24 protein-coding genes are annotated in these 24,698 nt (G+C 72.3%); 9 read left to right on the plus strand and 15 right to left on the minus strand.

Annotation, left to right across the window (positions count from 1 at the left end; all coding sequences use genetic code 11):
- Nucleotides 1-2: 2 nt before the first annotated feature.
- Both purE and IEZ11_RS40090 read right to left on the minus strand, forming a co-directional pair.
- Nucleotides 3-527: a 5-(carboxyamino)imidazole ribonucleotide mutase gene (gene purE / locus IEZ11_RS40085; RefSeq protein WP_189267969.1), complete on the minus strand. Its 525-nt coding sequence runs from the start codon at nt 525-527 to the stop codon at nt 3-5.
- Nucleotides 524-1,663 carry a 5-(carboxyamino)imidazole ribonucleotide synthase gene (locus IEZ11_RS40090; RefSeq protein WP_189267970.1) on the minus strand — a complete coding sequence of 380 codons (1,140 nt, stop codon included), beginning with the start codon at nt 1,661-1,663 and terminating at the stop codon, nt 524-526. Before IEZ11_RS40090 ends, purE begins: the two co-directional genes overlap by 4 nt.
- Before the next feature lie 206 nt (nt 1,664-1,869).
- Here IEZ11_RS40090 and IEZ11_RS40095 point away from each other — a divergent pair, with 206 nt between their 5' ends.
- Nucleotides 1,870-2,373 carry a GtrA family protein gene (locus tag IEZ11_RS40095; protein WP_189267971.1) on the plus strand — a complete coding sequence of 168 codons (504 nt, stop codon included), beginning with the start codon at nt 1,870-1,872 and terminating at the stop codon, nt 2,371-2,373.
- 33 nt (nt 2,374-2,406) lie between these two features.
- On the opposite strand, the gene IEZ11_RS40100 is transcribed toward IEZ11_RS40095, so the two are convergent.
- The gene (locus tag IEZ11_RS40100; protein WP_189267972.1) at nt 2,407-3,678 is read right to left on the minus strand and encodes a sensor histidine kinase; all 1,272 of its coding nucleotides are present in this window, start codon (nt 3,676-3,678) and stop codon (nt 2,407-2,409) included.
- Between the two features lie 149 nt (nt 3,679-3,827).
- Nucleotides 3,828-4,505, minus strand: coding sequence for a response regulator transcription factor (locus IEZ11_RS40105; protein ID WP_058928367.1), 678 nt, complete (start codon nt 4,503-4,505; stop codon nt 3,828-3,830).
- Between the two features lie 431 nt (nt 4,506-4,936).
- Here IEZ11_RS40105 and IEZ11_RS40110 point away from each other — a divergent pair, with 431 nt between their 5' ends.
- Nucleotides 4,937-6,433 carry an oligopeptide:H+ symporter gene (locus IEZ11_RS40110; RefSeq protein ID WP_189267973.1) on the plus strand — a complete coding sequence of 499 codons (1,497 nt, stop codon included), beginning with the start codon at nt 4,937-4,939 and terminating at the stop codon, nt 6,431-6,433.
- 120 nt (nt 6,434-6,553) lie between these two features.
- Here IEZ11_RS40110 and IEZ11_RS40115 read toward each other — a convergent pair whose 3' ends face one another.
- From IEZ11_RS40115 to IEZ11_RS40140, 6 genes are all read right to left on the minus strand, one after another.
- On the minus strand, nt 6,554-7,867 hold the full coding sequence (locus IEZ11_RS40115) for a hypothetical protein (protein WP_189267974.1): 1,314 nt from the start codon (nt 7,865-7,867) through the stop codon (nt 6,554-6,556).
- Between the two features lie 2 nt (nt 7,868-7,869).
- Entirely contained in the window at nt 7,870-8,889 is a 1,020-nt protein-coding gene (locus tag IEZ11_RS40120) for a neocarzinostatin apoprotein domain-containing protein (protein ID WP_189268056.1), read from the minus strand.
- An 83-nt stretch (nt 8,890-8,972) separates the two neighbouring features.
- Nucleotides 8,973-9,818: a COG1470 family protein gene (locus IEZ11_RS40125; protein WP_189267975.1), complete on the minus strand. Its 846-nt coding sequence runs from the start codon at nt 9,816-9,818 to the stop codon at nt 8,973-8,975.
- A 40-nt stretch (nt 9,819-9,858) separates the two neighbouring features.
- Nucleotides 9,859-10,533 (minus strand): LPXTG cell wall anchor domain-containing protein, encoded by a 675-nt coding sequence (locus tag IEZ11_RS40130; protein ID WP_229713656.1) that lies wholly within the window; start codon nt 10,531-10,533, stop codon nt 9,859-9,861.
- Between the two features lie 231 nt (nt 10,534-10,764).
- Complete coding sequence (locus IEZ11_RS40135) at nt 10,765-11,283, minus strand: ATP-binding protein (protein WP_189267977.1); 519 nt, start codon at nt 11,281-11,283, stop codon at nt 10,765-10,767.
- Nucleotides 11,284-11,475: 192 nt separating this feature from the next.
- Nucleotides 11,476-11,871 (minus strand): STAS domain-containing protein, encoded by a 396-nt coding sequence (locus IEZ11_RS40140; RefSeq protein WP_189267978.1) that lies wholly within the window; start codon nt 11,869-11,871, stop codon nt 11,476-11,478.
- A 307-nt stretch (nt 11,872-12,178) separates the two neighbouring features.
- Here IEZ11_RS40140 and IEZ11_RS40145 point away from each other — a divergent pair, with 307 nt between their 5' ends.
- Nucleotides 12,179-13,072: an RNA polymerase sigma factor SigF gene (locus tag IEZ11_RS40145; RefSeq protein WP_189267979.1), complete on the plus strand. Its 894-nt coding sequence runs from the start codon at nt 12,179-12,181 to the stop codon at nt 13,070-13,072.
- Nucleotides 13,073-13,220: 148 nt separating this feature from the next.
- On the plus strand, nt 13,221-14,717 hold the full coding sequence (locus tag IEZ11_RS40150) for an RICIN domain-containing protein (RefSeq protein WP_189267980.1): 1,497 nt from the start codon (nt 13,221-13,223) through the stop codon (nt 14,715-14,717).
- A gap of 1 nt (nt 14,718) precedes the next feature.
- Here the strand turns inward: IEZ11_RS40150 and hutI are convergent, their stop codons facing one another.
- The 4 genes from hutI to hutU form a co-directional block, all read right to left on the minus strand.
- On the minus strand, nt 14,719-15,897 hold the full coding sequence (gene hutI, locus IEZ11_RS40155; RefSeq protein WP_189267981.1) for an imidazolonepropionase: 1,179 nt from the start codon (nt 15,895-15,897) through the stop codon (nt 14,719-14,721).
- Between the two features lie 20 nt (nt 15,898-15,917).
- On the minus strand, nt 15,918-17,279 hold the full coding sequence (locus IEZ11_RS40160) for a formimidoylglutamate deiminase (protein ID WP_189268058.1): 1,362 nt from the start codon (nt 17,277-17,279) through the stop codon (nt 15,918-15,920).
- Nucleotides 17,270-18,472, minus strand: coding sequence for an allantoate amidohydrolase (locus tag IEZ11_RS40165; protein ID WP_189268057.1), 1,203 nt, complete (start codon nt 18,470-18,472; stop codon nt 17,270-17,272). Before IEZ11_RS40165 ends, IEZ11_RS40160 begins: the two co-directional genes overlap by 10 nt.
- Before the next feature lie 122 nt (nt 18,473-18,594).
- Nucleotides 18,595-20,259 (minus strand): urocanate hydratase, encoded by a 1,665-nt coding sequence (hutU, locus tag IEZ11_RS40170; RefSeq protein WP_189267982.1) that lies wholly within the window; start codon nt 20,257-20,259, stop codon nt 18,595-18,597.
- A gap of 138 nt (nt 20,260-20,397) precedes the next feature.
- On the opposite strand from hutU, the gene IEZ11_RS40175 reads away from it, so the two are divergent.
- The 5 genes from IEZ11_RS40175 (at nt 20,398) to IEZ11_RS40195 (ending at nt 24,067) form a co-directional block, all read left to right on the plus strand.
- Nucleotides 20,398-21,789 (plus strand): type III PLP-dependent enzyme domain-containing protein, encoded by a 1,392-nt coding sequence (locus tag IEZ11_RS40175; protein WP_189267983.1) that lies wholly within the window; start codon nt 20,398-20,400, stop codon nt 21,787-21,789.
- A 174-nt stretch (nt 21,790-21,963) separates the two neighbouring features.
- Nucleotides 21,964-22,353, plus strand: a complete 390-nt coding sequence (locus IEZ11_RS40180; protein WP_046731666.1) for a hypothetical protein — start codon at nt 21,964-21,966, stop codon at nt 22,351-22,353.
- Complete coding sequence (locus tag IEZ11_RS40185) at nt 22,350-23,141, plus strand: transcriptional regulator (protein ID WP_189267984.1); 792 nt, start codon at nt 22,350-22,352, stop codon at nt 23,139-23,141. The genes IEZ11_RS40180 and IEZ11_RS40185 overlap by 4 nt, the downstream gene beginning before the upstream one ends.
- Before the next feature lie 31 nt (nt 23,142-23,172).
- The gene (locus tag IEZ11_RS40190; RefSeq protein ID WP_189267985.1) at nt 23,173-23,676 is read left to right on the plus strand and encodes a roadblock/LC7 domain-containing protein; all 504 of its coding nucleotides are present in this window, start codon (nt 23,173-23,175) and stop codon (nt 23,674-23,676) included.
- 16 nt (nt 23,677-23,692) lie between these two features.
- Complete coding sequence (locus tag IEZ11_RS40195) at nt 23,693-24,067, plus strand: roadblock/LC7 domain-containing protein (protein WP_189267986.1); 375 nt, start codon at nt 23,693-23,695, stop codon at nt 24,065-24,067.
- Between the two features lie 7 nt (nt 24,068-24,074).
- Here IEZ11_RS40195 and IEZ11_RS40200 read toward each other — a convergent pair whose 3' ends face one another.
- Complete coding sequence (locus IEZ11_RS40200) at nt 24,075-24,677, minus strand: hypothetical protein (protein ID WP_189267987.1); 603 nt, start codon at nt 24,675-24,677, stop codon at nt 24,075-24,077.
- Nucleotides 24,678-24,698: the final 21 nt, after the last annotated feature.

Raw genomic sequence — 24,698 nt, forward strand, 5'->3', positions numbered from 1 at the left:
TCCTACTTGCCGAAGCCGAAGCCGTTCGAGCCGCCCTCGACCTTGGCCCGCAGCCGCTTGCCCTTCTCGGTGGCCTGGTCGTTGAGGTCCTGCTGGAAGTCGCGCATCCGGCCGAGCAGGTCCTCGTCGTGGGTGGCGAGGATCCGCGCGGCCAGCAGGCCCGCGTTGCGGGCACCGGCGACCGAGACCGCGGCGACCGGGACACCGGCCGGCATCTGCACGATGGAGAGCAGGGAGTCCATGCCGTCCAGGTACTTCAGCGGGACGGGCACGCCGATGACCGGGAGGGGGGTCACGGAGGCGAGCATGCCGGGCAGGTGGGCGGCGCCGCCCGCGCCCGCGATGATCACCTTCAGACCGCGCTCGGCGGCCTGCTCGCCGTACGTCACCATCTCGCGCGGCATGCGGTGCGCGGAGACGACGTCGACCTCGTACGCGATCTCGAACTCGTCGAGGGCCTTGGCGGCGGCCTCCATCACGGGCCAGTCGGAGTCCGAACCCATGACGATGCCAACAACGGGGCTCATTCGGTGATCGTGCCTCTCAGGTAGCCGGCAGCGTGACGTGCGCGGTCGAGAACGTCGTCCAGGTCGTCGCCGTAGGTGTTGACGTGGCCGACCTTACGGCCGGGCTTCACGTCCTTGCCGTACATGTGGATCTTCAGTTTGGGGTCGCGGGCCATGCAGTGCAGGTACGCGGAGTACATGTCCGGGTAGTCACCGCCCAGGACGTTGACCATGACCGTCCACTTCGCCCGCGGGCGCGGGTCGCCCAGGGGCAGGTCGAGGACCGCGCGGACGTGGTTGGCGAACTGGCTGGTGATCGCGCCGTCCTGGCTCCAGTGGCCGGAGTTGTGCGGACGCATCGCCAGCTCGTTGACGAGGACGCGGCCGTCGCGGGTCTGGAACAGCTCGACGGCCAGGTGGCCGACCACGCCCAGTTCCTTGGCGATCCGCAGGGCCATCTCCTCGGCCCGCAGGGCGAGGGACTCGTCCAGGTCGGGGGCGGGCGCGATGACGGTGTCACAGACGCCGTTGACCTGCCGGGACTCGACCACCGGGTAGGCGACGGCCTGGCCGTGCGGGGAGCGCACGACGTTGGCCGCGAGCTCGCGGACGTAGTCGACCTTCTCCTCGGCGAGGACGGGCACGCCGGCCCGGAAGGGGTCGGCGGCCTCCTCCGCGGTCTCGACGACCCACACGCCCTTGCCGTCGTAGCCGCCGCGCACGGTCTTCAGGACGACGGGGAAGCCGTCGCCCTCGGCGGCGAAGCGGACGACATCCTCCGGGTCGGCCACGATGCGGTGGCGCGGGCACGGGATGCCGATCGCGTCGAGCCTGGCCCGCATCACGCCCTTGTCCTGGGCGTGCACCAGCGCGTCGGGGCCGGGTCGCACGGGGATGCCGTCCGCCTCCAGGGCCCGCAGGTGCTCGGTGGGCACGTGCTCGTGGTCGAAGGTGATCACGTCGCAGCCGCGCGCGAAGGCACGCAGCGTCTCCAGGTCGCGGTAGTCGCCGACGACGACATCGCTCACCACCTGGGCCGCGGAATCCTGCGGAGTGTCACTGAGGAGCTTGAACCTGATGCCCAGCGGGATGCCCGCCTCGTGCGTCATACGCGCGAGCTGACCCCCGCCGACCATGCCGACTACCGGGAACGTCACGCCCCTAGGGTATCGGCCGCGCCAGGGTGGCCTGATTCCGCGCCCTCGACCAGGCCTCTTACCGGCCGCTTCGCCGTCTCTTGCCCCGCTTTTCCGGTGCTCTTTCCAAGCCGTTCCCGACCTGTGTCGCCATCCACAGGCGCAGGACATACTGGGTCGTTAGAGTGGCTGGGTCGCAATACCTACGGACAGGAGCCCGCACAACCATGGAACGTGGTTCCTCGGGGCTGCAACGGCTCGTACGCGAGGTCGCCAAATTCGGCGCGGTCGGCGGGGCCGGCATTCTCGTCAATCTCGGCGTGTTCAACGTGGTCCGGCATGTCACGGACCTGCCGGTGGTGCGGGCCAGCGTCATAGCGACCGTCGTCGCCATCATCTTCAATTACCTCGGCTTCCGCTACTGGACGTACCGGGACCGCGAGAAGAGCGGCCGCACCAAGGAACTCACCCTGTTCCTGCTGTTCAGCGCGGTCGGCCTGGTGATCGAGAACGGTCTGCTGTATCTCGCCACCTACGGCTTCGGCTGGGACAGCCCGCTGCAGAGCAACGTATTCAAGTTCGTCGGCATCGGCGTGGCGACGCTGTTCCGCTTCTGGTCGTACCGCACCTGGGTCTTCAAGACGCTGCCGGCCCGCGAGACGGTCGCGGACGCGGAGGCGATCCTGGAGCGGGCCGCCGACACCGAGAAGCCCAGGCAGCGGGTCCGCTAGGCGGGTCCGGCGGGCGGGTCCGCCGGGGCTTCGTCACCTGACCATCGGCTGGTCGGCGTCCGGCTTGTGCGCGGGCGGGGTACGGGACAGGAACAGGCCGAACACCGGGGGCTGGGCCTGGAGCAGCTCCAGACGGCCGCCGTCGGCCTCGGCGAGGTCACGCGCGACGGCCAGCCCGATCCCGGTGGAGTTACGGCCGCTGATGGTCCGCTCGAAGATCCGGTTGCCGAGGTCGGCCGGGACTCCGGCGCCCTCGTCGGTCACCTCGACCACCGCCTGGTTGCCGGTCACCCGGGTCCGCAGGGCGACCGTGCCGCCCCCGTGCATCAGCGAGTTCTCGATCAGCGCGGCCAGTACCTGGGCCACCGCGCCCGGCGTGCCCACCGCCCGCAGGTGCCGTTTGCCGGAGCTGACGATCGCCCGGCCGGAGCTGCGGTAGGCGGGCCGCCACTCGGCGAGCTGCTGCTGGATGACCTCGTCCAGGTCGAAGGAGACGGCCGAGCCGGTGCGCGGGTCCCGGGAGTTCGTCAGCAGCCGCTCGACGACGTCCGTGAGCCGCTCCACCTGCGTGAGCGCCACGTTCGCCTCCTCCTTCACGATGTCCGGGTCGTCGGTGAGGGTGATCTCCTCAAGGCGCATGGACAGCGCGGTCAGGGGGGTGCGCAGCTGGTGGGAGGCGTCGGCGGCCAGCCGCCGCTCGGCGGTGAGCATCCGCCCGATCCGCTCGGCGGACGAGTCCAGCACGTCCGCGACCCGGTCCAGCTCCGGAACCCCGTACCGCTTGTGCCGGGGCCGCGGGTCACCGGATCCCAGCCGCTCGGCGGTCTCCGCGAGATCGGTGAGCGGGGAGGCGAGCCGGTTGGCCTGCCGGATGGCGAGCAGCACGGCGGCGATCACGGCGAGCAGCGCGACCGCCCCGATGATCAGGAGCGTACGGCCGACCTCCCGGGTCACGGTCGACCGCGGCTCCTGCACGGTGACCGTCTCGCCCTCCTCGCCGTCGGCCGTGTAGTGGATGACATCGCCCTCGGGCTTCACACCCAGCTCGATCGGCGGCTTCCGGGGGATCCGGATGACGGCGTACTGCTCCTTGCCGACCTGGCTGCGCAGTATCTCGGCGGTGATGTCCTCGTTCTCGAGGATGCGGCTGTCGACGATGCTGGCGAGCCGAAGGGCTTCGGAGTCGACGCGCTCCTGGGCGCTGTTGCTGATGGTGCGCGACTCGACGATGACGAGAGAGACGCCGAAGACGGCGATCACGACGAGTACGACGGCGAGGGTGGACTGGATCAGACGACGGCGCACGGCACTCTCCGGGAAACGGCGACTTCAGCGCCCCTGCGGGGGCGCGGGGCCCTGAACATGTGCGGCTCCGCCGCGTGGGCGCGACCAGCCACACACGACAGCAGGCCGCACACCTGCCCGAGCCACCACGGCGCGACGCGCGGAGCCGACTAGCTCTTCTCGAAACGGAACCCGACACCACGCACGGTGGCGATGTACCGGGGGTTCGCCGCGTCGTCGCCGAGCTTCTTGCGCAGCCACGAGATGTGCATGTCGAGCGTCTTGGTCGACGACCACCACGTCGTGTCCCAGACCTCCCGCATCAGCTGGTCCCGCGTGACGACCCGCCCCGCGTCCCGCACCAGCACCCGCAGCAGGTCGAACTCCTTCGCGGTGAGCTGGAGTTCCTCGTCACCCATCCACGCCCGGTGCGACTCCACGTCGATCCGCACCCCGTGGGTGGCCGGCGGCTGCGCGGGCTCCGCGGCACCGCGGCGGAGCAGCGCCCGTACCCGGGCCAGCAGTTCGGCGAGGCGGAACGGCTTGGTGACGTAGTCGTCGGCACCCGCGTCGAGACCGACGACGGTGTCCACCTCGTCGGCCCGCGCGGTCAGGATGAGGATCGGCACGGTGTGGCCCTCGGCACGCAGCCGGCGCGCCACCTCCAGGCCGTCCATACCGGGCAGCCCGAGGTCCAGCACGACCAGATCGACGCCGCCCTGCATTCCGGCGTCGAGCGCGGTGGGTCCGTCCTCGCGCACCTCGACCTCGTAACCTTCCCGGCGCAGTGCGCGGGCCAGCGGCTCCGAGATGGACGCGTCGTCCTCGGCGAGCAGTACACGGGTCATGGGGTGATGGTAGTCCGATTACGCGCAGTACTGGAGTGTGATCGGCACCAGGGATTCTTACCTTGGGGCACAGCGGTACGAACCTACGGGCGAAAGGTGCGATCGTAGGAAGGACCTTCGAAACCGGGTGCGAGGTTCCATCGACACCTGTGATCCGTGTCTCAAGTCCTTCCATATCCGGCAGTGTCCTGACGTACAGTGATGTGAACGCCTGTAGTACACCCAGTGACCTTTGGCGGGCATATAGACGCTGAAGGTCTCTTTTGTGTGCGGGTTGGCCCGGCCAGCCCCGAAAGGAATGACCTCTGGCCGGGCTCCGGACGCGACACAGCGTCACGGGGCGTGGATACCGGCGGACCCTGCCGGTGCCGGCCGCTCCCCCCACGGGTGCGCAGAGCCCCACCGCGCGCTCCGACCAGCAAGGAACGACCATGGCGTCCAGCCTGACGAAGGACTCGGTCCGACCGGGCACCCCCGGTTCCGAGAAGACCTTCTTCGGCCACCCCCGCGGACTGGCCACTCTCTTCATGACCGAGATGTGGGAGCGGTTCTCCTACTACGGCATGAAGGCCCTGCTCCCGCTGTACCTGGTCGCTCCCGGCGGCCTGCACATGACCGCGGCCACGGCGACGGCGATCTACTCCGTGTACCTGTCGCTCGTGTACCTGCTCGCCCTGCCGGGCGGCTGGTTCGCCGACCGTGTCCTCGGCCCCCGCAAGACGGTCGCCGTCGCGGGCACGGTCATCATGCTCGGTCACCTGACGCTGGCGCTGCCCAGCTCCGGCACCTTCTTCGCCGGCCTCGGCCTGGTCGCCATAGGTTCAGGTCTGCTGAAGGCCAACATCTCCACGATGGTCGGCCACCTGTACGACGGCCCGGACGACCCGCGCCGTGACGGTGGCTTCACGCTCTTCTACATCGGCATCAACCTGGGCGCGTTCGCCGCCCCGCTGGTCATCGGCACGGTCGGCGAGAACTACAACTGGCACCTCGGCTTCGCGCTGGCCGCGGTCGGCATGGCGCTGGGCCTGGCCCAGTTCCTGCTCGGCACCCGCCACCTGAGCTCGCGCTCGGACATCGTCCCCACGCCGCTGTCCGCCGCGGAGAAGAAGGCGACGCTGACGAAGGCCGGCTTCTGGGCCGCCGTCGCCGCGGTCTTCTACCTCGTCGTCGGTGTCTCCGGCGTCTACACGCTGAACTGGCTGCTGGTCCCGATCACGATCGCCGGTCTGCTGATCCCGGTCGTCGTCATCGCGCGCATCAAGCGGGACAGGGACCTGGACCGCGCCGAGCAGTCCAAGATGAGCGCCTACATCTGGTTCTTCGTGGCCGCCGCGGTCTTCTGGATGATCTACGACCAGGGCGGCTCGACCGTCTCCCTGTTCGCCGACGCGTCCGCGAAGAACACGATCTTCGGCTGGAACTTCCCGGTCTCCTGGTACCAGTCCGTCAACCCGGTCATGATCATGGCGTTCGCGCCGGTGTTCGCCTGGGCGTGGCTGGCGATGGCGCGGCGCGGCAAGGAGCCGAGCACGGCCGTGAAGTTCGCCGGTGGCCTGGTGCTGATCGGTGCGTCGTTCTTCCTGTTCCTCGCGCCGCTGTCGATCGCGGACGGCGGTCACAAGGCCGCGGCGATGTGGCTGGTCGGGATCTACTTCGTGCAGACCGTGGGTGAGCTGATGCTGTCCCCGGTGGGTCTGTCGGTCACCACCAAGATGGCTCCGGCGAAGTACGCGTCCCAGATGATGGGCGTGTGGTTCCTGGCGGTCACCGCGGGCGACGCGACGACCGGTCTGCTCTCCATCGCGGGTGTCGACCTGAACAAGACGGGGATCGTGACGTTCCAGGCGGTGCTCGCGGTGCTCGCCGGTGTGGCCGTGTGGGTGTACCGGAAGAAGGTGCGGGAGCTCATGGGCGACGTGCACTGACGTCTTCGACGCAGGGCCACCGGGATTCTCGGATCCCGGTGGCCCTCGTGCGTTTTCGACTGACGGTGCGTGGGGGTTGATCGCGCAGTTCCCCGCGCCCCTAAAGGCAAAGGCAGGGGATCACCGTGTCCCCTTTCGAGGCATGAAGGTGAACACGGCGCCACCCAACAGGATCGCCGTTCCCGCCACCAGTCCGAGCGCCTTCAGCGCGCCATGGCTGTTGTCGCCCGTCTCGGCCAGGCCACCGCTGGTGCTGCTACTGCTGCTCGACGAACCCGACGCGCCGCTCGCCTGTTGCGTCGTGTCCAGGGTCAGGGAGACCGCCGTCTTCGTCGGTGTGCAGGTCGTGGTCGTGCCGAGGGCCTTGACCGTCAGGACGCCCGGCGACAGGGTCGACTCGCCGCTCGCCCCCGGCTTGTACGTACCCGTCAGGTCGGGGATCGTGATCGGGTCGCCGGTGTTGATGGCCGAGGAGTTGGTCGGGCCCTCCACATGGACCGTGCCCTTGTCGGCGCCGCCCAGGACGACCTCCATCGACGGCTTCACCGAGTCCGCCGGGATGGGGGCCGGGCTGTCCATCACCGACCCGTTGAACTTCACGGTGAGGTCGAAGCTGCCGCCGTCCTTCTTGGCGTTGATCTGCACCGGCGAGGTCGCGCTCTTGTCGCCGAGGGGCGTCTTGCAGGCGTAGGGGATCTTGACCTCCTTGCCCGTGAAGTCGGTCTGGTCGCTGCCCGTGCCGTCGGAGGCGGACGCGGAGGCCGACGCGGACGCCGACGTGGACGCGGAGGCCGACGCCGACGCCGAGGCCGAGTCGGAGGGGGACGCCGAGGCCGAGGCCGAGGTGCTGTCCGACGGGCTCGCCGAGTCGCTCGAACCGGTTCCGGTGACCTCGATGGTCGCCGCCTTCGGCACCGTCTGCGTCGGCGTGCACACGGTGTCCGTCGAGTACGCGTTGACCGTGTACGCGTCCGGCGTGAGCGTCACCTCGCCGGGCGACGTCAGTTTCAGCTTGCCGGTCATGTCGGACAGCACCATGGCGCCGCCCTTGGGGATCTCCGGGTTCTCGCGCGGCCCCTGCATGGCGATGTCGGCGGTCTGGGCACCGGCCGCCTTGAGCGTGCCGGACGGCTGGACCTTGTTCTTCTCGATGACGATGATGTCCGGGTTCTTGGACGCGGCCTGCACGAACTTCCAGGTGATGTCGACGGTGTCGCCGACCTTCGCGGCGGCGGGCGCGGTGATCTCGACCTTGGTGGTGCCGTCGACCGGGTCGGCGACCGCCGCGGGCGGTACGCAGTGGGTGGCGTAGGACACCTCGGCCGCCTGGGCGGTCCCCGCGGTCGCGCCGAGCAGGGCGCCCGCCCCGGCGAGGACCAGGGCGGCCGCCGCCGCGCCCGCTCTGGCCGGTACCGGTGTCACTCTCCTTCGCATGATCACGTGGGTCCTTTCGTCGTCGGAGTCGTGGGACTCGTGGAACTGTCGTCGTGCGGTGCGGAGAGCCGGCCGGCCGTCGCGCCCGGATCCGAGTCCGGGGTGAACCACGGCAGGGTCGAGGGGGTGGAGGTCGTCGCGGGCGCGGGCGCGGGCTCCGGCGTGCGCAGGTGCGGCACGCGCAGGACCGGGCGGGGTACCCCCCGGTGCCGGATGCCGCCGGCGCGGGGCGGCCGTACCCGGTCCACCACGGCCATGCCGATGCGGAAGACCGCGGCCGGGACGACCACGCAGAGCAGGATCCAGAAGACGGTCACGCCCCAGGGGCGGCCGACGCCCCAGGGCTCCTGGGCGAGCGACCTGCCGTCGTACCTGAGGGAGACGGTGTAGTCGCCGTGCGCCCCGGCGGAGAGTTCGACGGGCAGTTCGACCTGGGCCTTCCTGCCGGGCGCGAGGGTGCCGTGCCACTGCTGCTCGTCCCACTGGGGCGCGAACACGCCGTGTGCGGTGCCGACCTGGAAGACGGGGTCCTTGAGGGTGGAGGTGCCCGCGTTGCCGATGGTGAAGACGAGGGTGCGGGACGGGGGCGCGCCGAACCAGGTCAGCAGGCCCGAGGAGCCGTCGAGGCGGATGTCGGTGAGCATCGACAGGCGACCGCCGGTGGACTCTGCGGGCAGCGCCTCGACGGGGTGTCCGGCGACCTCGAAGGCGGCGTCCGCGGCGGCACCGGCGCCGGTCACGGTGGCCACGTGCACCACACAGGGGCAGGGAGCCGGCGGTTCGGCGACCGGGAGCTGCTTGCTGAAGCCGCCGTTCGCGTCGGTGGTGACGGCCCGTCCGTCGGCGTTGGCGCAGGAGTTGGTGCCGCCGATCACTCCCCGGGACGGGCTGGACCGACCGCAGATCAGCATCATCAGCAGGGTGTGCGGCCGCCAGCCGGTGCCGCTGACGGTGACCGTGTCCCCGGTGCCGGCCTGGGACTTGGACACCTTGACGGCCGGGCCGTCGGCGGCTGCCGCCATGGGCACGAGGAGCAGCGAGAACACCGCCGCCAGCGCCGTCAGTGCCGCCAGCACCGGGACCGGTCTCGGGACCGCACGCACCCTCACCTCGCTGCTCCTGTCGGCTCGACGTCCATGGAACGGGGTTCGGCCGCCTTTTCGGCCCGCCGCCCGCGCAGTCGTACGACCGTCAGGGCGGCCCCCGCGACGAGCGCGCCCATGGCCCCCGGGACCGCGGCCCGGGGCACGAACCGTGCCTCGGTGTCCGCCGTGCCGTGGGCGCCGCCCGCGGCCGTCGCCGTCAGCCGGACGTCGGCCGCGTCCAGCGCGGGGTGGCCGGGCCAGGGCTCGCTGAGTTCGGTGCGGGTGCCCGGGGCCAGGCGGACCGGGAGAACGCGCGGGCCCCGGTCCAGCAGGACCCGGCCGAAGAGCCCCTGGGCGCGCACCGAGAGCTTCGGCACGAGCACCGTCGTACCCCGGTTGACCAGCTCGTACGTGATGCGGTCACCGTGCACGGCGAGGTGTTCGACGGTCAGCGCAAAGAGCGCGGGGCCACCGACGCGCAGCCGGACGCGGGCGGTGACGGTGCGGCCGTCGGTGGCCTTCGCGACGAGTTCGCCGGGGCGGTCGCCGGGCGCCGCGCCGGTCGGGACCGTGATGGTGAAGGGCACGTCGGCGCGGGTGCGGGCGGGGACCCGGACGGTCGGCTCGGCGAAGGTGACGGGGACCCCGGTACCGGTCAGCCGGACCGTGACCGGGTGCCCGCCGGGGTTCGTCACCGACACGATGTCCTGGAGGACCGCCCCGGGGGCGCCCTCGGCGTAGCAGGCGGGGCGGCCGCCGGCGGGCGCGAGGGACCAGCTCTCGGCGGCCGCGGCTCGGGGTGCGGTCGCGAGCAGGGTCAGCAGGGTCGGCCCCAGCACCTGGGCGACGGACGCGACGGACGGCATGGGCGGCTCCCAGCGGTCGGACCCGGAAGGTCCCGGAAGGTCAGCGGCGTGCGGTCTGGTTCCGCCGGGTCAGCCAGAGCGTGCCGGCCGCGCCCGCGAGCAGCACGGTGCCGCCCAGGGTGCCGAGGGCGACGAACGAGTCCTCGGGTCCGGTCTTGGGGAGGGTGCCGCCGGAGTCGGTGCCGGTGCTGCCGGACGAGGACGAGCCGGAACCGCTCGAACCACCGCTCGCCGCGGTCACGTCCAGGGTCAGGGACGGGCCGGGGCTGTTGGTGGGCGTGCAGGTGGTCGTCGTACCGAGCGCCTTGATGGTCAGCGTGCCCGCCGTGAACGTCACCTTGCCGGACTTCTCCGGGGTGTAGGTGCCGCTCAAGTCGTTGATCTTGATGGGGGTGTTGGCGGGGATCGCGGCCTGGTTGGCGGCGCCGGTGACCTTGACGGTCCCGCTGTCGGCGCCGCCGAGCTGGACGGTGGCGCTCGGGGTCATCGCGCCCTTGCCGAGTTCGACGGGGCTGGAGGAGACGCCCTTCTGCCAGGACATCGTGATCTTGTAGCCGCTGCCGCTCTTGACGCCCTTGATGTCGATCGGGGAGACGGCGCTCTTGGGGCCGATCGGCGTCTTGCACTGGTAGTTGACGTTCACGACGGTGGCGTGCGCCGCGGGGGCGGTCAGCAGCACCGCCGACCCGGCCAGGGCGGCGGCGGACGCGAGCACGGCGGTACGTTTCGGGTACGACGACACGGTCGGTCCACCCCATTCGTTACTGACGAGGTATCAGATTCGGCCGTCAAGGTACGCCGGGGCCCATGAGGAGGGAAGAGAAAGGGCGTGGCGGAACTGTGGGGATACCGAAGCGCCCCGTAAGGGGCGCGGGGAACTGCGCGACCAGCCCGCACCGGCCGTCAGCCGAAAACAACTCGGCGCCCCCTTACGCCGACGCCCCCCTTACGCCGGCGCCCCCAACTCCGCCCACACCGTCTTGCCGGCCGCCCCCGCCGTCCGCACAACCCCCCAGTCCAGACAGAGCCGTTGGACGATGAACATGCCGTGGCCGCCCGGCCGTCCCGCCCGGTGCGGCGTCCGCGGCGCCGGCTGCCCGCCGCCCCGGTCGGACACCTCCACCCGGATCACCTTCTTGTCGCAGGCCAGGAACAGCTCGTCCGGCCCCTCCGCGTGCAGGCACGCGTTCGTGACGAGTTCGGAGACGACGAGCAGTACGTCCTCGGCGGCGGCCCTGCGGTCGGCGGTCGCGGCCGGCAGCCACCCCCACGCGTACAGCGCCTGGCGGGTGAAGTCGCGGGCGAGCGGCACCACCCCGCTCTCGCCGTGCAGGCGCAGCCTGCGGACCTGACGACCCCCCGTCGAGGCGGACGGCCCGTCGGGCGCCGCCCCCTCGGACATCCCCGAAGCGCCGCTGGGCTCCGGGCCGCGGTCGCCCGGCGGGTAAGGCCGGGTGGTGCTCATCAGCGCTTCACCTCACCGTTTCACCGGTTCACATGGAAAAAATCGCGTTGCCGTGGTCCGTACGGGAATCTGTACGTGCCGGTCGGCACGATCGACTCGGCCAGGGGCCGGGGCGGGCGCCGACAGATCCAGGATCTCTCCTGCCCGAGCGATCCACAGGAACACCCCCCGGTTCCGGGCGCCGGCCGGGGCTCAGCCCTCGCCGCCGGCCGTGCCGTCGTCGTCGGCCAGTGCGGCCTCGACGGAGTCGTGGACGGTGAAGACCGCGTCGGCCCCCGTGATCTCGAAGACCCGGGCGACGACGGGCAGCATCCCGGCGAGGTGTACCCCGCCTCCGGCGGCCTCGGCCCGGAGCCGGGCGCCGAGCAGCACGTTCAGCCCGGTGGAGTCACAGAACTCAAGGCGTGAGCAGTCGACGACAAGGCGGGCGAACCCCTTGTCGAGGAGATCGTCGAGCGGCTCGCGCAGCAGGTCCGCGGTGTGGTGATCGAGCTCACCCGCCGGAGTCACAACGGCGCTGGAGCCCGCTTCCCGCACCTCCACCAGCAGCCGGCCCGACTGTGCGCTGCCGACCGTCCCGTGGTCCATTGCCGTCTCTCTCCCGAGGTCGTGACCGCTTCCGCCACCGTCCGACCGTTGTCCGACGATGCCCACCGATGTCCGCCGAACGCCGTGCCGACGCCCTCGAACATTACGCCTTCTGCACGTAACCCGACACCCGAACAACCTCTCGGAACAGGACATATGCTAATAGAACGGACTTGCGAGTGGCTCGGCGGAGCGGGTAGGGCTAGTAGGGACACGAAAACCGACCACGGCCGGCTTTGGAGGCGCCGCACACCGCAGTGCACGCACGGCTTCGGCAGCCTGATTGCCGAGAACGACGGAGGACACCATGTCACCCCGGCTCGACGCCTCGAACGCCCCGACGACGACGTCGACACCCCCACCGGAACCACTGGATGCCATCCAGGGATTCTTCGACGAGCTCGGACTCCCGGAGATCCCCCCGTACGACGAGGTCGACGCGGTGGACGCGCGGGCCCTGTCCAAGACCCTCTTCGCGCGGCTGGAGTCGCTGGAGGAAGGCACCCACGCCTACTCGTACGTCCGCAACACCCTGGTCGAACTGAACCTCGCCCTGGTGAAGTTCGCGGCCTCCCGCTTCCGCTCCCGCAGCGAGCCGATGGAGGACATCGTCCAGGTCGGCACCATCGGCCTGATCAAGGCGATCGACCGCTTCGAGCTCTCCCGCGGCGTCGAGTTCCCCACCTTCGCGATGCCGACGATCATCGGTGAGATCAAGCGTTTCTTCCGCGACACGTCATGGTCGGTACGTGTCCCGCGCCGCCTCCAGGAGCTCCGCCTGGACCTCGCCAAGGCGGGCGACGAACTCGCCCAGAAGCTGGACCGCGCCCCCACCGTCGCGGAACTCGCGGAACGCCTCGGCCTCTCCGCCGAGGAGGTCGTCGAGGGCATGACGGCCTCCAACGCCTACACCGCCTCCTCCCTGGACGCACAGCCCGAGGAGGACGAGTCCGAGGGCGCCCTGGCGGACCGCATCGGCTACGAGGACCACGGCCTGGAGGGCATCGAGTACATCGAGTCCCTGAAGCCCCTCATCGCCGGACTCCCGCCCAGGGACCGCACCATCCTCTCCCTCCGCTTCGTCGCGGGCATGACCCAGTCGGAGATCGGCGACGAACTCGGGATCTCCCAGATGCACGTGTCCCGCCTGTTGTCCCGGACCCTCGTACAGCTGCGCAAGGCGCTGACCCTGGAGGAATAGGCCCGGCCGGACCGCCCCGCCGCCGGAGCGACGGCGGTCCCTCCGCCACGGCCCGCCACGTCTTTGGCCAAAGCTCCCCCGCTACCGCACGTCACACCCCAAACTGGCCGGTACGTCAGGAAGGACGGCCCGCGGGAAGGGGTGCACGATGGTCCAGGACATCCAGGGCGACCCGCCCTCGGACGCTCGCCTGACCGAGCTCCTGCGCACCCCGACCGCCACCGCCTACCCCGCCCTCCAGGAGCTCCGGGCCCGCCACCACCCGGCGGTCCTCGCCTACGCCCGCCTCTGCTCGGCGGGCGACGCGGCGGCCCGCCGGCTCACCGCGCAGACCTTCACCACCGCTGCCCGCGACATCGCCCACGGCGCCGAGCCCGTCGTGCCGCTCCGCCACCACCTGCTCCTGCTCACCGCCCGGCTGGCCGCCGACTGGTCCGGCGACGAACACTCCGCCGCCCTGGACCCCACCCTCCTGCTGGTCCTGAACTCCTCCGGCGTCCCGACCCCGCCCCTGCTCCCGGCGTTCCAGTCGCTGCCCTCCCGCACCCAGGGTCTGATCTGGTACGGCGTGCTGGAGCGGGAGCCCGCCGAGCGGACCGCCACCCACCTCGGCCTGACCCCGGAGGACGTCCGGTACGACACCCCGCCCGCCCTCCAATCCCTGGCCCAGGCCTGTCTGCGCGGCCGGCTGGCCGCCTCCGACGACCCGCGCTGCGCGGACTTCCGTCGCCTGATCGAGGAGTCGGTCCGCCCGGAGAACCCCCGCCACAGCCCCGACCTGCACGCGCACATGGCCCGCTGCCCGCACTGCACGGCCGCGTTCGAGGACCTCACGGCGCTCCGGGACGCTCCGCGCGAGACCCTGGCGGACGGCCTGCTGCCGTGGGCCGGAACGGCGTACGCACGCCACGAGACCCCGCTCGCCTCCGCCTCCGCCGCCGACCCGGCCCCGCCCCGGCAGCGCCGTCCGCCGTCCCGGCGCCTGCTCCTGACCTCCACGGCCCTGGGCGTGGCCCTCGTGCCGCTGCTGCTGTTCCTTCTCGCCCACCGGGGCACGCACACCCCCGACCCCGCCGCGGCGACCCCGTTGCCGCCGAGCCCGCAGGTGACCGTGACGGCGACGACGACCGTGTCGCCCACGCCGTCCACCGTGTCCACCGCGCCCGGTGCCGGTGCCACCTCGCGCGCCCCGACCCGCTCCCCGAGCCCGAGCCCCTCGCCCAGCCCCGCCCCCGATCCCCCGGGTACGGCCTACGCCCAGGTCGTGAACCTCGCCACCGCCCGCTGCCTGGACGTCCAGGACGGCGACTTCGACGACGGCACCGACGTCGTCACGGCCGCCTGCACCGCCTCGGCCACCCAGCGCTGGCGGGTCGACCCGGACCGGGGCGTCCTGCAGTCCGCCGCCGACCCGGACTTCTGCCTGGACAGCCGGGGTTCGGTCGACAAGGGCGTCGGCATCTGGAGCTGCTCCTCGGTGGACGGCGACCACGGCGACAACCTCCGCTTCACCGTCACCCCCGACGGCGAGATCCGCCCGGAGATCGCCCTCGGCACGACCCTCACCCCGGCCGGCGACGACGAGCTCTCCCTGGCCCCGGCCGACGACGGCACCGGCCAGCGCTGGCGGGCCGGGGCGGGCTGATTCAGCCGGCGACCCGGACGCCCTTCCGCCACACCCCGCTGACCAGCGGAACCCCCGGCCGGTAGGCCAGGTGGACATGGCTCGGGGCGTCCAGCAGGAGCAGGTCGGCGTAGGTGCCTGGGGTCAGGCGGCCGATGTCGTCGCGTCGCAGGGCCGCCGCGCCGCCCGCCGTGGCCGACCAGACGGCCTCGTCGGGGGTCATGCGCATGTCCCGCACCGCCAGGGCGACGCAGAACGGGACGGAGGAGGTGAAGGAGGAGCCGGGGTTGCAGTCGGTGGAGAGGGCGACCGTCACGCCGGCGTCGAGGAGGCGGCGGGCGTCGGGCCATTCGGCGCGGGTGGAGAACTCGGCGCCGGGCAGGAGGGTGGCCACGGTCCGGCTGTTGGCGAGGGCGTCGACGTCCGCGTCCGTCAGGTGGGTGCAGTGGTCGGCGCTGGCCGCGTCGAGTTCCACGGCGAGCTGGACGCCGGGGCCGTAGGAGAGCTGGTTGGCGTGGATCCGCGGGGTCAGGCCCCTGGCCCTGCCCGCGGTGAGGATCGTCCGGGCCTGGTCGCCGTCGAAGGCGCCCTTCTCGCAGAAGACGTCGATCCAACGGGCGTACGGGGCGCAGGCGTCCAGCATCTCGCCGGTGACCAGGGCGACGTAGGCGGCCGGGTCACCGGCGAAGTCCGGGGAGACGATGTGGGCGCCGAGGTAGGTGACCTCGTCGGTGTGGCGGGCGGCGATGCGCAGCGCCCTCGCCTCGTCCTCGACCGTCAGTCCGTAGCCGGACTTCGTCTCGAAGGTGGTGGTGCCCTGACGGAGGGCCTCGGCGAGGTAGTGGGTGAGGTTCCGCTCCAGTTCCTCGTCCGACGCGGCGCGGGTGGCCGCGACCGTGGTGCGGATGCCGCCCGCCGTGTACGACCGGCCGGACATCCGGGCGTTGAACTCCTGGGTGCGGTCGCCCGCGAAGACCAGGTGCGCGTGGGAGTCCACGAAGCCCGGCAGCACCGCCCGGCCGCCCGCGTCGACCCGATTGTCAGTGGCGGGTGCTTTGCTGGATTCACCGGTCCACGCGATGCGGTCGTCCTCGATGACGACGGCCGCGTCCTGGATCAGACCGAGAGGGGAGTTGTCACCGAGAGAGGGGTCGTTGGTGACCAGCGTGGCGATGTTGGTGATGACGGTGCTGCTGCTCATGGTGTCCTCGTGGGTGGTCGTCAGGCGCGAAGGGCTTCGACGGCCCGCGCGAGGGCCTGTGGCACATCGGGTACGAGGGTGTGCGCACCGTCCCGTACGACATGACGGCCCCCGACGACCGTGTGCCGTACGTCGGCCGCCGTCGCGGCGAATACGGCCGTCTCGGCGCCGAGCCGCGGTACCGGCCCTGCCGTTCTGACGGAGTCCAGCGCGATCGTCGTGAGGTCGGCGAGCATGCCGGTCCCGATGCCGCCCGCGTCCTCCCAGCCGAGGGCGGCGTGGCCGTCGGCGGAGGCGGCGCGCAGCAGGGCGGCGGCCGTCCAGTGGCCCCGGGTGCGAGTGCGCAGCCGCTCGTTCAGCTCCATCGCACGCGCCTCTTCGAGCAGGTCGATGACGGCGTGGCTGTCGGAGCCGAGGGAGAGCGGGGAGCCCGCGCGCTGCAGGGCGACGGCCGGTCCGATGCCGTCGGCCAGGTCCCGCTCGGTGGTGGGGCACATGCAGGTGCCGGTGCCGGAGCCGCCGAGCAGGGCGATGTCCTCGTCGGTGAGGTGGGTGTTGTGGACGCCCGTGGTGCGCGGGCCGAGGACGCCGTGGTCGGCGAGCAGCCGGGTGGGGGTGACGCCGTGGGCGGCCAGGCAGGCGTCGTTCTCCGCCGTCTGCTCGGACAGGTGTACGTGCAGCGGGGCCCGCCGCTCCTCGGCCCAGCCGGCCACGGTCGCCAACTGCCCGGCGGGCACGGCCCGTACGGAGTGGATCGCCGCCCCGATCCGAGCGTGATCCCGTTCCTTGAGAACTGAACAGCGATCGGCCCAGGCCTCCGCGCTGCCGTCGGAGAAGCGCAGCTGGTGGGCGTTGGGCGGCTCGCCGCGGTGCTCGCTGAGGATGCCGGAGGACAGGTAGGCGGTGTCGAGGAGGGTGATCCGGATGCCGGCGTCGGCGGCCGCCGCGATCAGCGCCTCGCCCATGGCGTTGGGGTCGGCGTACGGGGTGCCGCCGGGGGCGTGGTGGACGTAGTGGAACTCGCCGACGCAGGAGACACCCGCCAGCGCCATCTCGGCGTACACCGCGCGGGCGAGCGCGTGGTAGGTCTCCGGGGTCAGCCGGTCGGCGAAGGAGTACATCAGCTCGCGCCAGGTCCAGAAGGTCCCGGAGCCGACCTGGACGGTGCCGCGCAGGGCGCGGTGGAAGGCGTGCGAGTGGGCGTTCGCCAGACCCGGGAGGGTGAGGCCGCGCAGCACCTCGGCCCCGGGCGGCGGCGCGGGCACCTCGGTGCGGACCGCCGTGATCCGGCCGTCGGCCACCTCCACGGCGACGCCCGGCTCGACGTTCGTGTCCAGCCAGGCGTACTCCAACCAGTACGTCGTCCGTGTCGTCACGCGCAGGCCAGCCCTTCCAGTACGTCGGCGAGCGCCTCCACCCCGGCCACGCAGTCGTCCTCGGCCGCGAACTCGGCCGGGGAGTGCGAGACGCCGGTGGGGTTGCGCACGAACAGCATGGCGGTCGGGATGCTCCCCGAGAGGATCCCGGCGTCGTGTCCGGCACCGGTGCCCAGGACCGGCACGGTGAGACCGGTGTCCCGGCCGAGGATCCGGCCGAGTTCGTCGCGCAGGGCGTGGTCGAACTCCACGACCGGTGTGAACGACTCGCGGACCACGGCCAGGTCGATGCCGTGCGCCTCGGCGTACTCCCGGGCCGCCTTCTCGATGCCGCCGACGACGGTGTCGAGGGTGGCCTGGTCGGCGGCGCGGGAGTCGAGCCAGCCGCGTACCAGGGAGGGGATGGCGTTGACGCCGTTCGGCTCGACGGCGATCTTGCCGAAGGTGGCGACGGCGCCGGCGAGTTCGGCCTCGCGGCGGGCGGCGAGCACGGTCTCGGCGTACGACAGCATGGGGTCGCGCCGGTCGACCAGCCGGGTGGTGCCGGCGTGGTTGGCCTCGCCCCGGAAGTCGAACCGCCAGCGTCCGTGCGGCCAGATGGCGCTGGCGACGCCGACCTGGTCCCCGGACAGGTCCAGCGCCCGGCCCTGTTCGACGTGCAGTTCGACGAAGGCGCCGATGCGGGCGAGCCGCTCGGGGTCGGGCCCGATGGCGTCCGGGTCGTGACCGGCGGCCGCCATGGCCTGCGGCAGCGTGATCCCGTCCCCGTCGGTGAGCCGGTGGGCCTGCTCGACGGTCAGGTGCCCCGCGGTCAGCCGGGACCCGACACAGGCGAGCCCGAACCGGGCGCCCTCCTCGTCACCGAAGTTGACGATGGCGAGGGGCCGGGTGAACCCCGCTCCCCTGGCGCGGAGTTCGTCGAGCGCGGCGAAGGAGGACACGACGCCGAGGGGGCCGTCGAAGGCGCCGCCGTCCGGCACGGAGTCCAGGTGCGACCCGGTGACGACGGCGTTCCCGGCGGCCGGATCCCCGAGCCAGGCCCACTGGTTGCCGTTGCGGTCGACCTCGTAGCCCAGCCCGCGTCCCTCGGCCTGCTCCCGGAACCAGTCCCGGCACTCGGCATCGGCCCCGGTCCAGGCGAAACGCCGGTAGCCGCGGGAGTCGGGGTGCCGGCCGACGGGAAGCAGCTCCCGCCACATGGAGTGGAAGGAGGAACCCCCGCCGGGCCGCACGCGGTCACCCCGTACAGGCTGTGGGAGGGTGGGCACACCCGCACCCGGCGACGAGAGCTCGGCCTCCACCGAAGAGTCCCCGCTCTTCGTCACGCGGACTCACCTTCACGCATCGGCACCCGGACGCCCCGCTCGTCGGCGACCGACTCGGCGATGTCGTAGCCCGCGTCGACGTGCCGGATGACGCCCATGCCGGGGTCGTTCGTCAGCACCCGGCGGATCTTCTCGCCGGCGAGCTTCGTGCCGTCGGCGACGGTCACCTGCCCGGCGTGGATGGACCGGCCCATGCCGACCCCGCCGCCGTGGTGGATGGAGACCCAGGACGCGCCCGACGCCACGTTGACCATGGCGTTCAGCAGCGGCCAGTCGGCGATCGCGTCGGAGCCGTCCAGCATGGCCTCCGTCTCGCGGTAGGGGGAGGCCACCGAGCCGCAGTCGAGGTGGTCGCGGCCGATCGCCAGCGGCGCGGCCAGCTCGCCGCTCGCCACCATGTCGTTGAACCGCTCGCCGGCCTTGTCCCGCTCGCCGTAGCCGAGCCAGCAGATGCGCGCGGGCAGGCCCTGGAAGTGGACGCGCTCGCCGGCCAGCTTGATCCAGCGGTGCAGGGACTCGTTCTCGGGGAAGAGGTCGAGGATCGCCTTGTCGGTCTTGGCGATGTCGGAGGCCTCGCCGGACAGGGCCGCCCAGCGGAAGGGGCCCTTGCCCTCGGAGAAGAGCGGGCGGATGTAGGCGGGGACGAAGCCGGGGAAGGCGAACGCCCGCTCGTATCCGGCCAGTTGCGCCTCGCCGCGGATGGAGTTGCCGTAGTCGAAGACCTCGGAGCCGGCGTCCATGAAGCCGACCATGGCCTCGACGTGCCGGGCCATGGACTCGCGGGCCCGCGTGGTGAAGCCGGCCGGGTCCTTGGCGGCGGCGTCGGCCATGTCCTCGAAGGCCACCCCGACCGGCAGGTAGGACAGCGGGTCGTGCGCCGAGGTCTGGTCGGTGACGATGTCGATGGGGGCGTTCATCGCGAGCAGCTGCGGCACCAGCTCGGCCGCGTTGCCGAGGACGCCGATGGACAGCGGGCGGCGGGCGTCGCGGGCCTCGGTGGCCAGCTGGAGCGCGTGGTCGAGCGAGTCGGCCTTCACGTCCAGGTAGCGGTGCTCGATGCGGCGCTCGATGGCGCGCGGGTCGACGTCGATGCAGATCGCGACGCCGTCGTTCATGGTGACGGCGAGCGGCTGGGCGCCGCCCATGCCGCCGAGGCCGGCGGTGAGGGTGATGGTCCCGGCGAGGGTGCCGTTGAACTTCTTCGCGGCGACGGCGGCGAAGGTCTCGTAGGTGCCCTGGAGGATGCCCTGGGTGCCGATGTAGATCCAGGAGCCGGCGGTCATCTGACCGTACATGGTCAGGCCGAGGGCCTCCAGGCGGCGGAACTCCTCCCAGTTGGCCCAGTCGCCGACGAGGTTGGAGTTGGCGATGAGGACGCGCGGGGCCCACTCGTGGGTCTGCATCACGCCGACCGGGCGGCCGGACTGGACCAGCATGGTCTCGTCCTGCTTGAGGGTGCGCAGGGTGCGCACCATGGCGTCGAAGGAGCGCCAGTCGCGGGCGGCCTTGCCGGTGCCGCCGTAGACGACGAGCTTGTCGGGGTGCTCGGCGACCTCGGGGTCGAGGTTGTTCTGGAGCATCCGCAGGGCGGCTTCCTGCTGCCATCCCAGGGCACTCAGTTCCGTACCGCGCGCTGCTCGTACGGGGCGGGGTCCTGACATGGTCTGCCTCCTGGCGGATCAGTGATCAACGGCCGGCGAAGTGTTCCTGCTGTTATTCATATCGTCGCTCGCTGAATAGAACTAGTCAATACGTCCGGTCCGCCAGCGCGGCCGCGTTCCGGATGTTTCGCTGGACTTATGGGTCTCAAGGGTGCGGACAATGACATGTCGGAGGACGGCGGCCAACGGATCGGGCGGCGCGACGACGCCGTGCGGGCGGCGGTGGAGCGGGGACTGCTGGGGCCGGACGCGCCGATCGTAGGCCTGCTGGACGTGACGGGCATCCGTGCGTCGGCCGCGGAGCTGCGCCGGGCGTTCGAGGCGGTCGCGGCGCCCGGCACCGCGGTGCTGCACGCCTTCGCGGTGAAGGCGACCCCGCTGGTCCCGGTGCTGCGGCTGCTGGCGGAGGCCGGCCTGGGCGCCGAGGTAGCCAGCGCGGGCGAGCTGGCGCTGGCGCGGGCGGCCGGCGTGCCGGCCGCGCGGACGGTGTTCGACGCGCCCGCGAAGACCGGGCCGGAGCTGCGCGAGGCGCTGGCGCTGGGCGTCGCCGTGAACGCGGACAACCCGCAGGAGCTCCGGCGCCTGGACGCCCTCGTGGGGGCGGGCGGCCCCGCCTCCTCCCCGCTGGGGATCCGGGTGAACCCGCAGATCGGGGCCGGGACGATCGGGGCCACCTCGACCGCGACCGCGACCTCGAAGTTCGGGGTGGGGCTGCGGGACGCGGGGGCCCGGGAGTGGGTCGTGCAGGCGTTCACGGAGCGGCCGTGGCTGACCCGGCTGCACGCGCACGTGGGGTCGCAGGGGATCCCGCTGTCGCTGCTGGCGCGGGGCGTGGCGGAGACGTACGCGCTGGCCGAGGAGATCAACGCGCGCGCCGGGCGGCGGCAGGTCGACACCCTCGACATCGGGGGCGGGCTCTCGGTCGACTTCGCCTCGGAGGCGGCGGAGCCGACGTTCGCGCAGTACGCGCGGCTGCTGGCGGAGGCGGTGCCGGGGCTGTTCGACGGACGGTACGGGCTGGTGACCGAGTTCGGGCGGTCGCTGCTGGCCCGGCACGGCACGGTGGTGGCCCGGGTGGAGTACGCGAAGCACTCCGGCGGGCGCCGGATCGCGGTGACGCACGCGGGGGTGCAGGTGGCGCCGCGGACGGTGTACGTGCCGGGGGCGTGGCCGCTCAGGATCGCCGCGTACGACGCGAAGGGACGCCCCAAGGAGGGGGCGCCGGTGGTGCAGGACGTGGCGGGGCCCGCCTGCTTCTCGGGCGACCTGCTCGCCGAGGGCCGCGCGCTGCCCCCGCTGGAGCAGGGGGACTTCGCGGCGGCCCTGGACACCGGGGCGTACTACTTCGGCTCTCACTACTCCTACAACTCCCTTGCCCGGCCGGGGGTTTACGGCTTCGCGCCGGACGGCGACGGGGGCGTGGCGTTCGCCGTCGTACGGGAGCCGCAGACGGTCGCCGAGGTCGTGGCCGAATCCGGAGGGGCGCACGCCGACGCGCTCACCACCCTGCGCGCAACCGGGAGCCGTTGAGACGCCCCGGACAGCGGGGATCAACTGGTGCGAAAAGCAGCTCAGTTGACCAACACTAGCCTGCCGGATGCATGTTCCACTGGAAAATGCCAAACGCCTCACCCCTCACGCACACGTTGCGTAGTGTCTGCGTCACTCAACCGGAGAGCCACGCGGCGGGAGGGGAGCCCCACGGTGCCCGGAATCGACGAGTGCTTACTCGAAGCGATGCGCCTGCCCGGTGCCCGGGGCGCCGCGCTGGTCGACTGGACCAGCGGGCTGGCCCTGGGCACGGTCGGGGAGGCGCCCGGCGGTGACCACGAGACCACCGCCGCGGAGGCCGCCGAGCTGGCCCGGCTGGCCGCCGAGCACGGGGCGTTCAGCACGGAGGACGACACCGAGGTGAGCCCTCCGGTGGAGGACCTGATCGTCAGCAACCGGGACAGCTACCACCTGCTGCGGTTCGTGGTCACGTCCTTCGACGCCACGGTGTTCCTGCATCTGTGGCTGACCCGCGAGGACGGCAATCTCGCCCTCGCCCGGATCCGGCTCGGCGAGATGGCCGAGCGGCTGGTACTGGGATGACCGTGGTCGAGACGCCGCCGCCGCTGCCGGTCCGGGACCGGGCGGCCCTGCACGAGAGAGCTCCGGGCGCGCTCTCACCGATGCTGATACGCCTCGCCGAGGAGCGGGCCACCGGAGTCCTGGTCCGCGAGCACGGCACCCTGCACCTGGCCGAGGGCCGCGTGGTGCACGCCGAGAGCCCGCTCGCCCCAGGACTCGACGTGCTCCTCACGGCCCGCGGCACGCTCGACGCGGCGGCCTGGCCCTGGACCGACGACATACCCGCCGCCCTCCACCGGCTGCTCGCCGCCGGTCTGCTGCCGAGAGGCGCCCTGGAGCTGTGCCGGCTCGGCGCCCTGTACGACGCCGGGTACTTCGCGCTGGCGCCCAGCAGCACCCCGGGCCGGTTCCGGTACGGCGACCCGGCCGCCGCCGGACCGTTGCCCGCCGTGCCCGTCATGGACCTGGAGCGCGAGACCCTGCGCCGCCGCGAGCTGCTGCACCGCATCTGGCCCGACCCGACGGCGGACGGCGCCCCGCTGATCCGCGCCGACCCGGTCGCGCCCCCGCCGGTCACCCCCCGGCAACGGGCGGTCCTGGACCGGGTGGACGGGGTCCGCACGGCCCCGCAGATCGCCCGTGAGCTGGGCCGGCCGGCCTTCCACACGCTGGTGGACGTACGACGGCTGGCGGCGGCCGGACTTCTCGCCCCGAGGAGTCCCGCGCTCGTCCCGCCCCTGCTTCCCCCGGTCACCGACCCCGACATCGCGCTGCTGAAGAGGCTCAGGGATGCGCTGGAGGCCCTTTGAACGGCACCGCCCCGCCGAGAGGAGACAGCTGATGGCGGCAGAAGCCGGCAGCTCCGACAGAGAGACCGTCCTCGACGAACTGCGCCGGTTGCGTACCCGGATGCCCCAGCTCACCGGCGCCCTCGCGGCCGGTGTGGACGGCCTGGTGGTCGCCCACGACTGCCCTGGCGTCGACCCGGAGGGCCTCGCCGCGCTCACCGCTGCCGAGCTCGGTGTCGCCGTCCGGGTCTCCGACGCCACCGGCAAGGGCGAGCTCAGGGAACTGCTGGTGCGCGGCGAGGACGGCTATGTCGCCACCTACGCGGCCGGCCGCAGTGCCGTGCTCACCCTGCTCGCCGAGGACCGGGTGAACGTCGGCCGGCTCCATCTGGAGGGCCGCCGGGCCGCCGCCCGGATCGGCGAGACGGTCGACGCCGCCGAGGCCGCCGCCAAGGCCCTGCGCCCGGCCCGCGGCGCGGCCCCACGGACCAGAACCACGCGCACGCCACGGACCAGCACCACCACCACCGACGCGCGCACCGCAACCGACAGTTGAAAGGAACCAGAAAGTCATGGCCAACACCGAAACCGCCCTGAAAGAGTGCCTCACCTCCATCGAGGGCGCGACCGGCGTCGCGCTCGTCGACTACACCAGCGGAATGGCGCTGGGCACGATGGGCGGCAGCAAGACCTTCGACCTGAACGTGGCCGCGGCAGGCAACACCGACGTGATCCGCGCCAAGATGCGCACCATGGAGCACCTCGGCCTCAAGGGCGACATCGAGGACATCCTGATCACGCTCTCCAACCAGTACCACCTGATCCGGCTGCTCAAGGGCCGGGGCGGCAACGGCCTCTTCCTCTACCTGGTGCTCGACCAGTCCCGCGCCAACCTGGCGATGGCCCGGCACCAGCTGAAGAGGATCGAGGAGGACCTGGAGGTCTGACAGGACCTCACACCAGCACCGCGGTGCGGCGGCGTGCTCCGCCCGGGGCCGCGTCGCCCGCCGCGATGCCGGTACCGCGGAAGGCCCTGACGGCCTTGCCGGCCGGGCGGCCGCCGCGCTGGTCGAGCCAGTCGACGCGCAGCCACAGCAGCTGTTCGCCGGCCTTCTCCCGGCGGCCCAGCCAGGCCGCCTTCAGGCGCAGCCCGGTGCCGGTTCCGGCGAGCAGCATGCCCCCGGCCGCGGGGATCGCGAAGGCGGAGCCGAGCGCGACGGCGAAGGCCAGCAGCAGCCACCAGCGGTGCCCCCGGCGCCAGTTCCGCACCGTGACCGCCCGGTCCTGGAGCACGTCGTGCTTGCCGGCCCGGGCGGCCCCGTGCGCCAGCGCGGTGTACCGCCTGCGGCGGGTGAGCGCCACCAGGGCGGCGCCGACGAGGAACAGCGCGGCCCCGGCCAGCACCCCGATCCGCCGTCCGGTGATCCCCGAGGGCAGCACCCCGACGCCGGCGGCGAACACCCCGGACCACCACAGCGGCGCGGCCCCGGCCCGTACGACCACCGCCACCCGGGCCAGGCCCTGCCCGCCTCGCACCCCTCGTCCCGCACGCGCCATGTCCGCAGCCTCCTCGCCGGT

The organism is Streptomyces fuscichromogenes (assembly GCF_014645815.1).
Taxonomy (GTDB): domain Bacteria; phylum Actinomycetota; class Actinomycetes; order Streptomycetales; family Streptomycetaceae; genus Streptomyces; species Streptomyces fuscichromogenes.

What these genes read in the sequence shown, in the direction of transcription:
- purE (WP_189267969.1), bottom strand. Translation starts at nt 527, where the DNA reads ATGAGCCCCGTTGTTGGCATCGTCATGGGTTCGGACTCCGACTGGCCC.
- IEZ11_RS40095 (WP_189267971.1), top strand. Translation starts at nt 1,870, where the DNA reads ATGGAACGTGGTTCCTCGGGGCTGCAACGGCTCGTACGCGAGGTCGCC.
- IEZ11_RS40105 (WP_058928367.1), bottom strand. Translation starts at nt 4,505, where the DNA reads ATGACCCGTGTACTGCTCGCCGAGGACGACGCGTCCATCTCGGAGCCG.
- IEZ11_RS40110 (WP_189267973.1), top strand. Translation starts at nt 4,937, where the DNA reads ATGGCGTCCAGCCTGACGAAGGACTCGGTCCGACCGGGCACCCCCGGT.
- IEZ11_RS40115 (WP_189267974.1), bottom strand. Translation starts at nt 7,867, where the DNA reads ATGCGAAGGAGAGTGACACCGGTACCGGCCAGAGCGGGCGCGGCGGCG.
- IEZ11_RS40120 (WP_189268056.1), bottom strand. Translation starts at nt 8,889, where the DNA reads ATGGCGGCAGCCGCCGACGGCCCGGCCGTCAAGGTGTCCAAGTCCCAG.
- IEZ11_RS40125 (WP_189267975.1), bottom strand. Translation starts at nt 9,818, where the DNA reads ATGCCGTCCGTCGCGTCCGTCGCCCAGGTGCTGGGGCCGACCCTGCTG.
- IEZ11_RS40135 (WP_189267977.1), bottom strand. Translation starts at nt 11,283, where the DNA reads ATGAGCACCACCCGGCCTTACCCGCCGGGCGACCGCGGCCCGGAGCCC.
- IEZ11_RS40140 (WP_189267978.1), bottom strand. Translation starts at nt 11,871, where the DNA reads ATGGACCACGGGACGGTCGGCAGCGCACAGTCGGGCCGGCTGCTGGTG.
- IEZ11_RS40145 (WP_189267979.1), top strand. Translation starts at nt 12,179, where the DNA reads ATGTCACCCCGGCTCGACGCCTCGAACGCCCCGACGACGACGTCGACA.
- IEZ11_RS40150 (WP_189267980.1), top strand. Translation starts at nt 13,221, where the DNA reads ATGGTCCAGGACATCCAGGGCGACCCGCCCTCGGACGCTCGCCTGACC.
- hutI (WP_189267981.1), bottom strand. Translation starts at nt 15,897, where the DNA reads ATGAGCAGCAGCACCGTCATCACCAACATCGCCACGCTGGTCACCAAC.
- IEZ11_RS40165 (WP_189268057.1), bottom strand. Translation starts at nt 18,472, where the DNA reads ATGTGGCGGGAGCTGCTTCCCGTCGGCCGGCACCCCGACTCCCGCGGC.
- hutU (WP_189267982.1), bottom strand. Translation starts at nt 20,259, where the DNA reads ATGTCAGGACCCCGCCCCGTACGAGCAGCGCGCGGTACGGAACTGAGT.
- IEZ11_RS40175 (WP_189267983.1), top strand. Translation starts at nt 20,398, where the DNA reads ATGGGTCTCAAGGGTGCGGACAATGACATGTCGGAGGACGGCGGCCAA.
- IEZ11_RS40185 (WP_189267984.1), top strand. Translation starts at nt 22,350, where the DNA reads ATGACCGTGGTCGAGACGCCGCCGCCGCTGCCGGTCCGGGACCGGGCG.
- IEZ11_RS40190 (WP_189267985.1), top strand. Translation starts at nt 23,173, where the DNA reads ATGGCGGCAGAAGCCGGCAGCTCCGACAGAGAGACCGTCCTCGACGAA.
- IEZ11_RS40195 (WP_189267986.1), top strand. Translation starts at nt 23,693, where the DNA reads ATGGCCAACACCGAAACCGCCCTGAAAGAGTGCCTCACCTCCATCGAG.
- IEZ11_RS40200 (WP_189267987.1), bottom strand. Translation starts at nt 24,677, where the DNA reads ATGGCGCGTGCGGGACGAGGGGTGCGAGGCGGGCAGGGCCTGGCCCGG.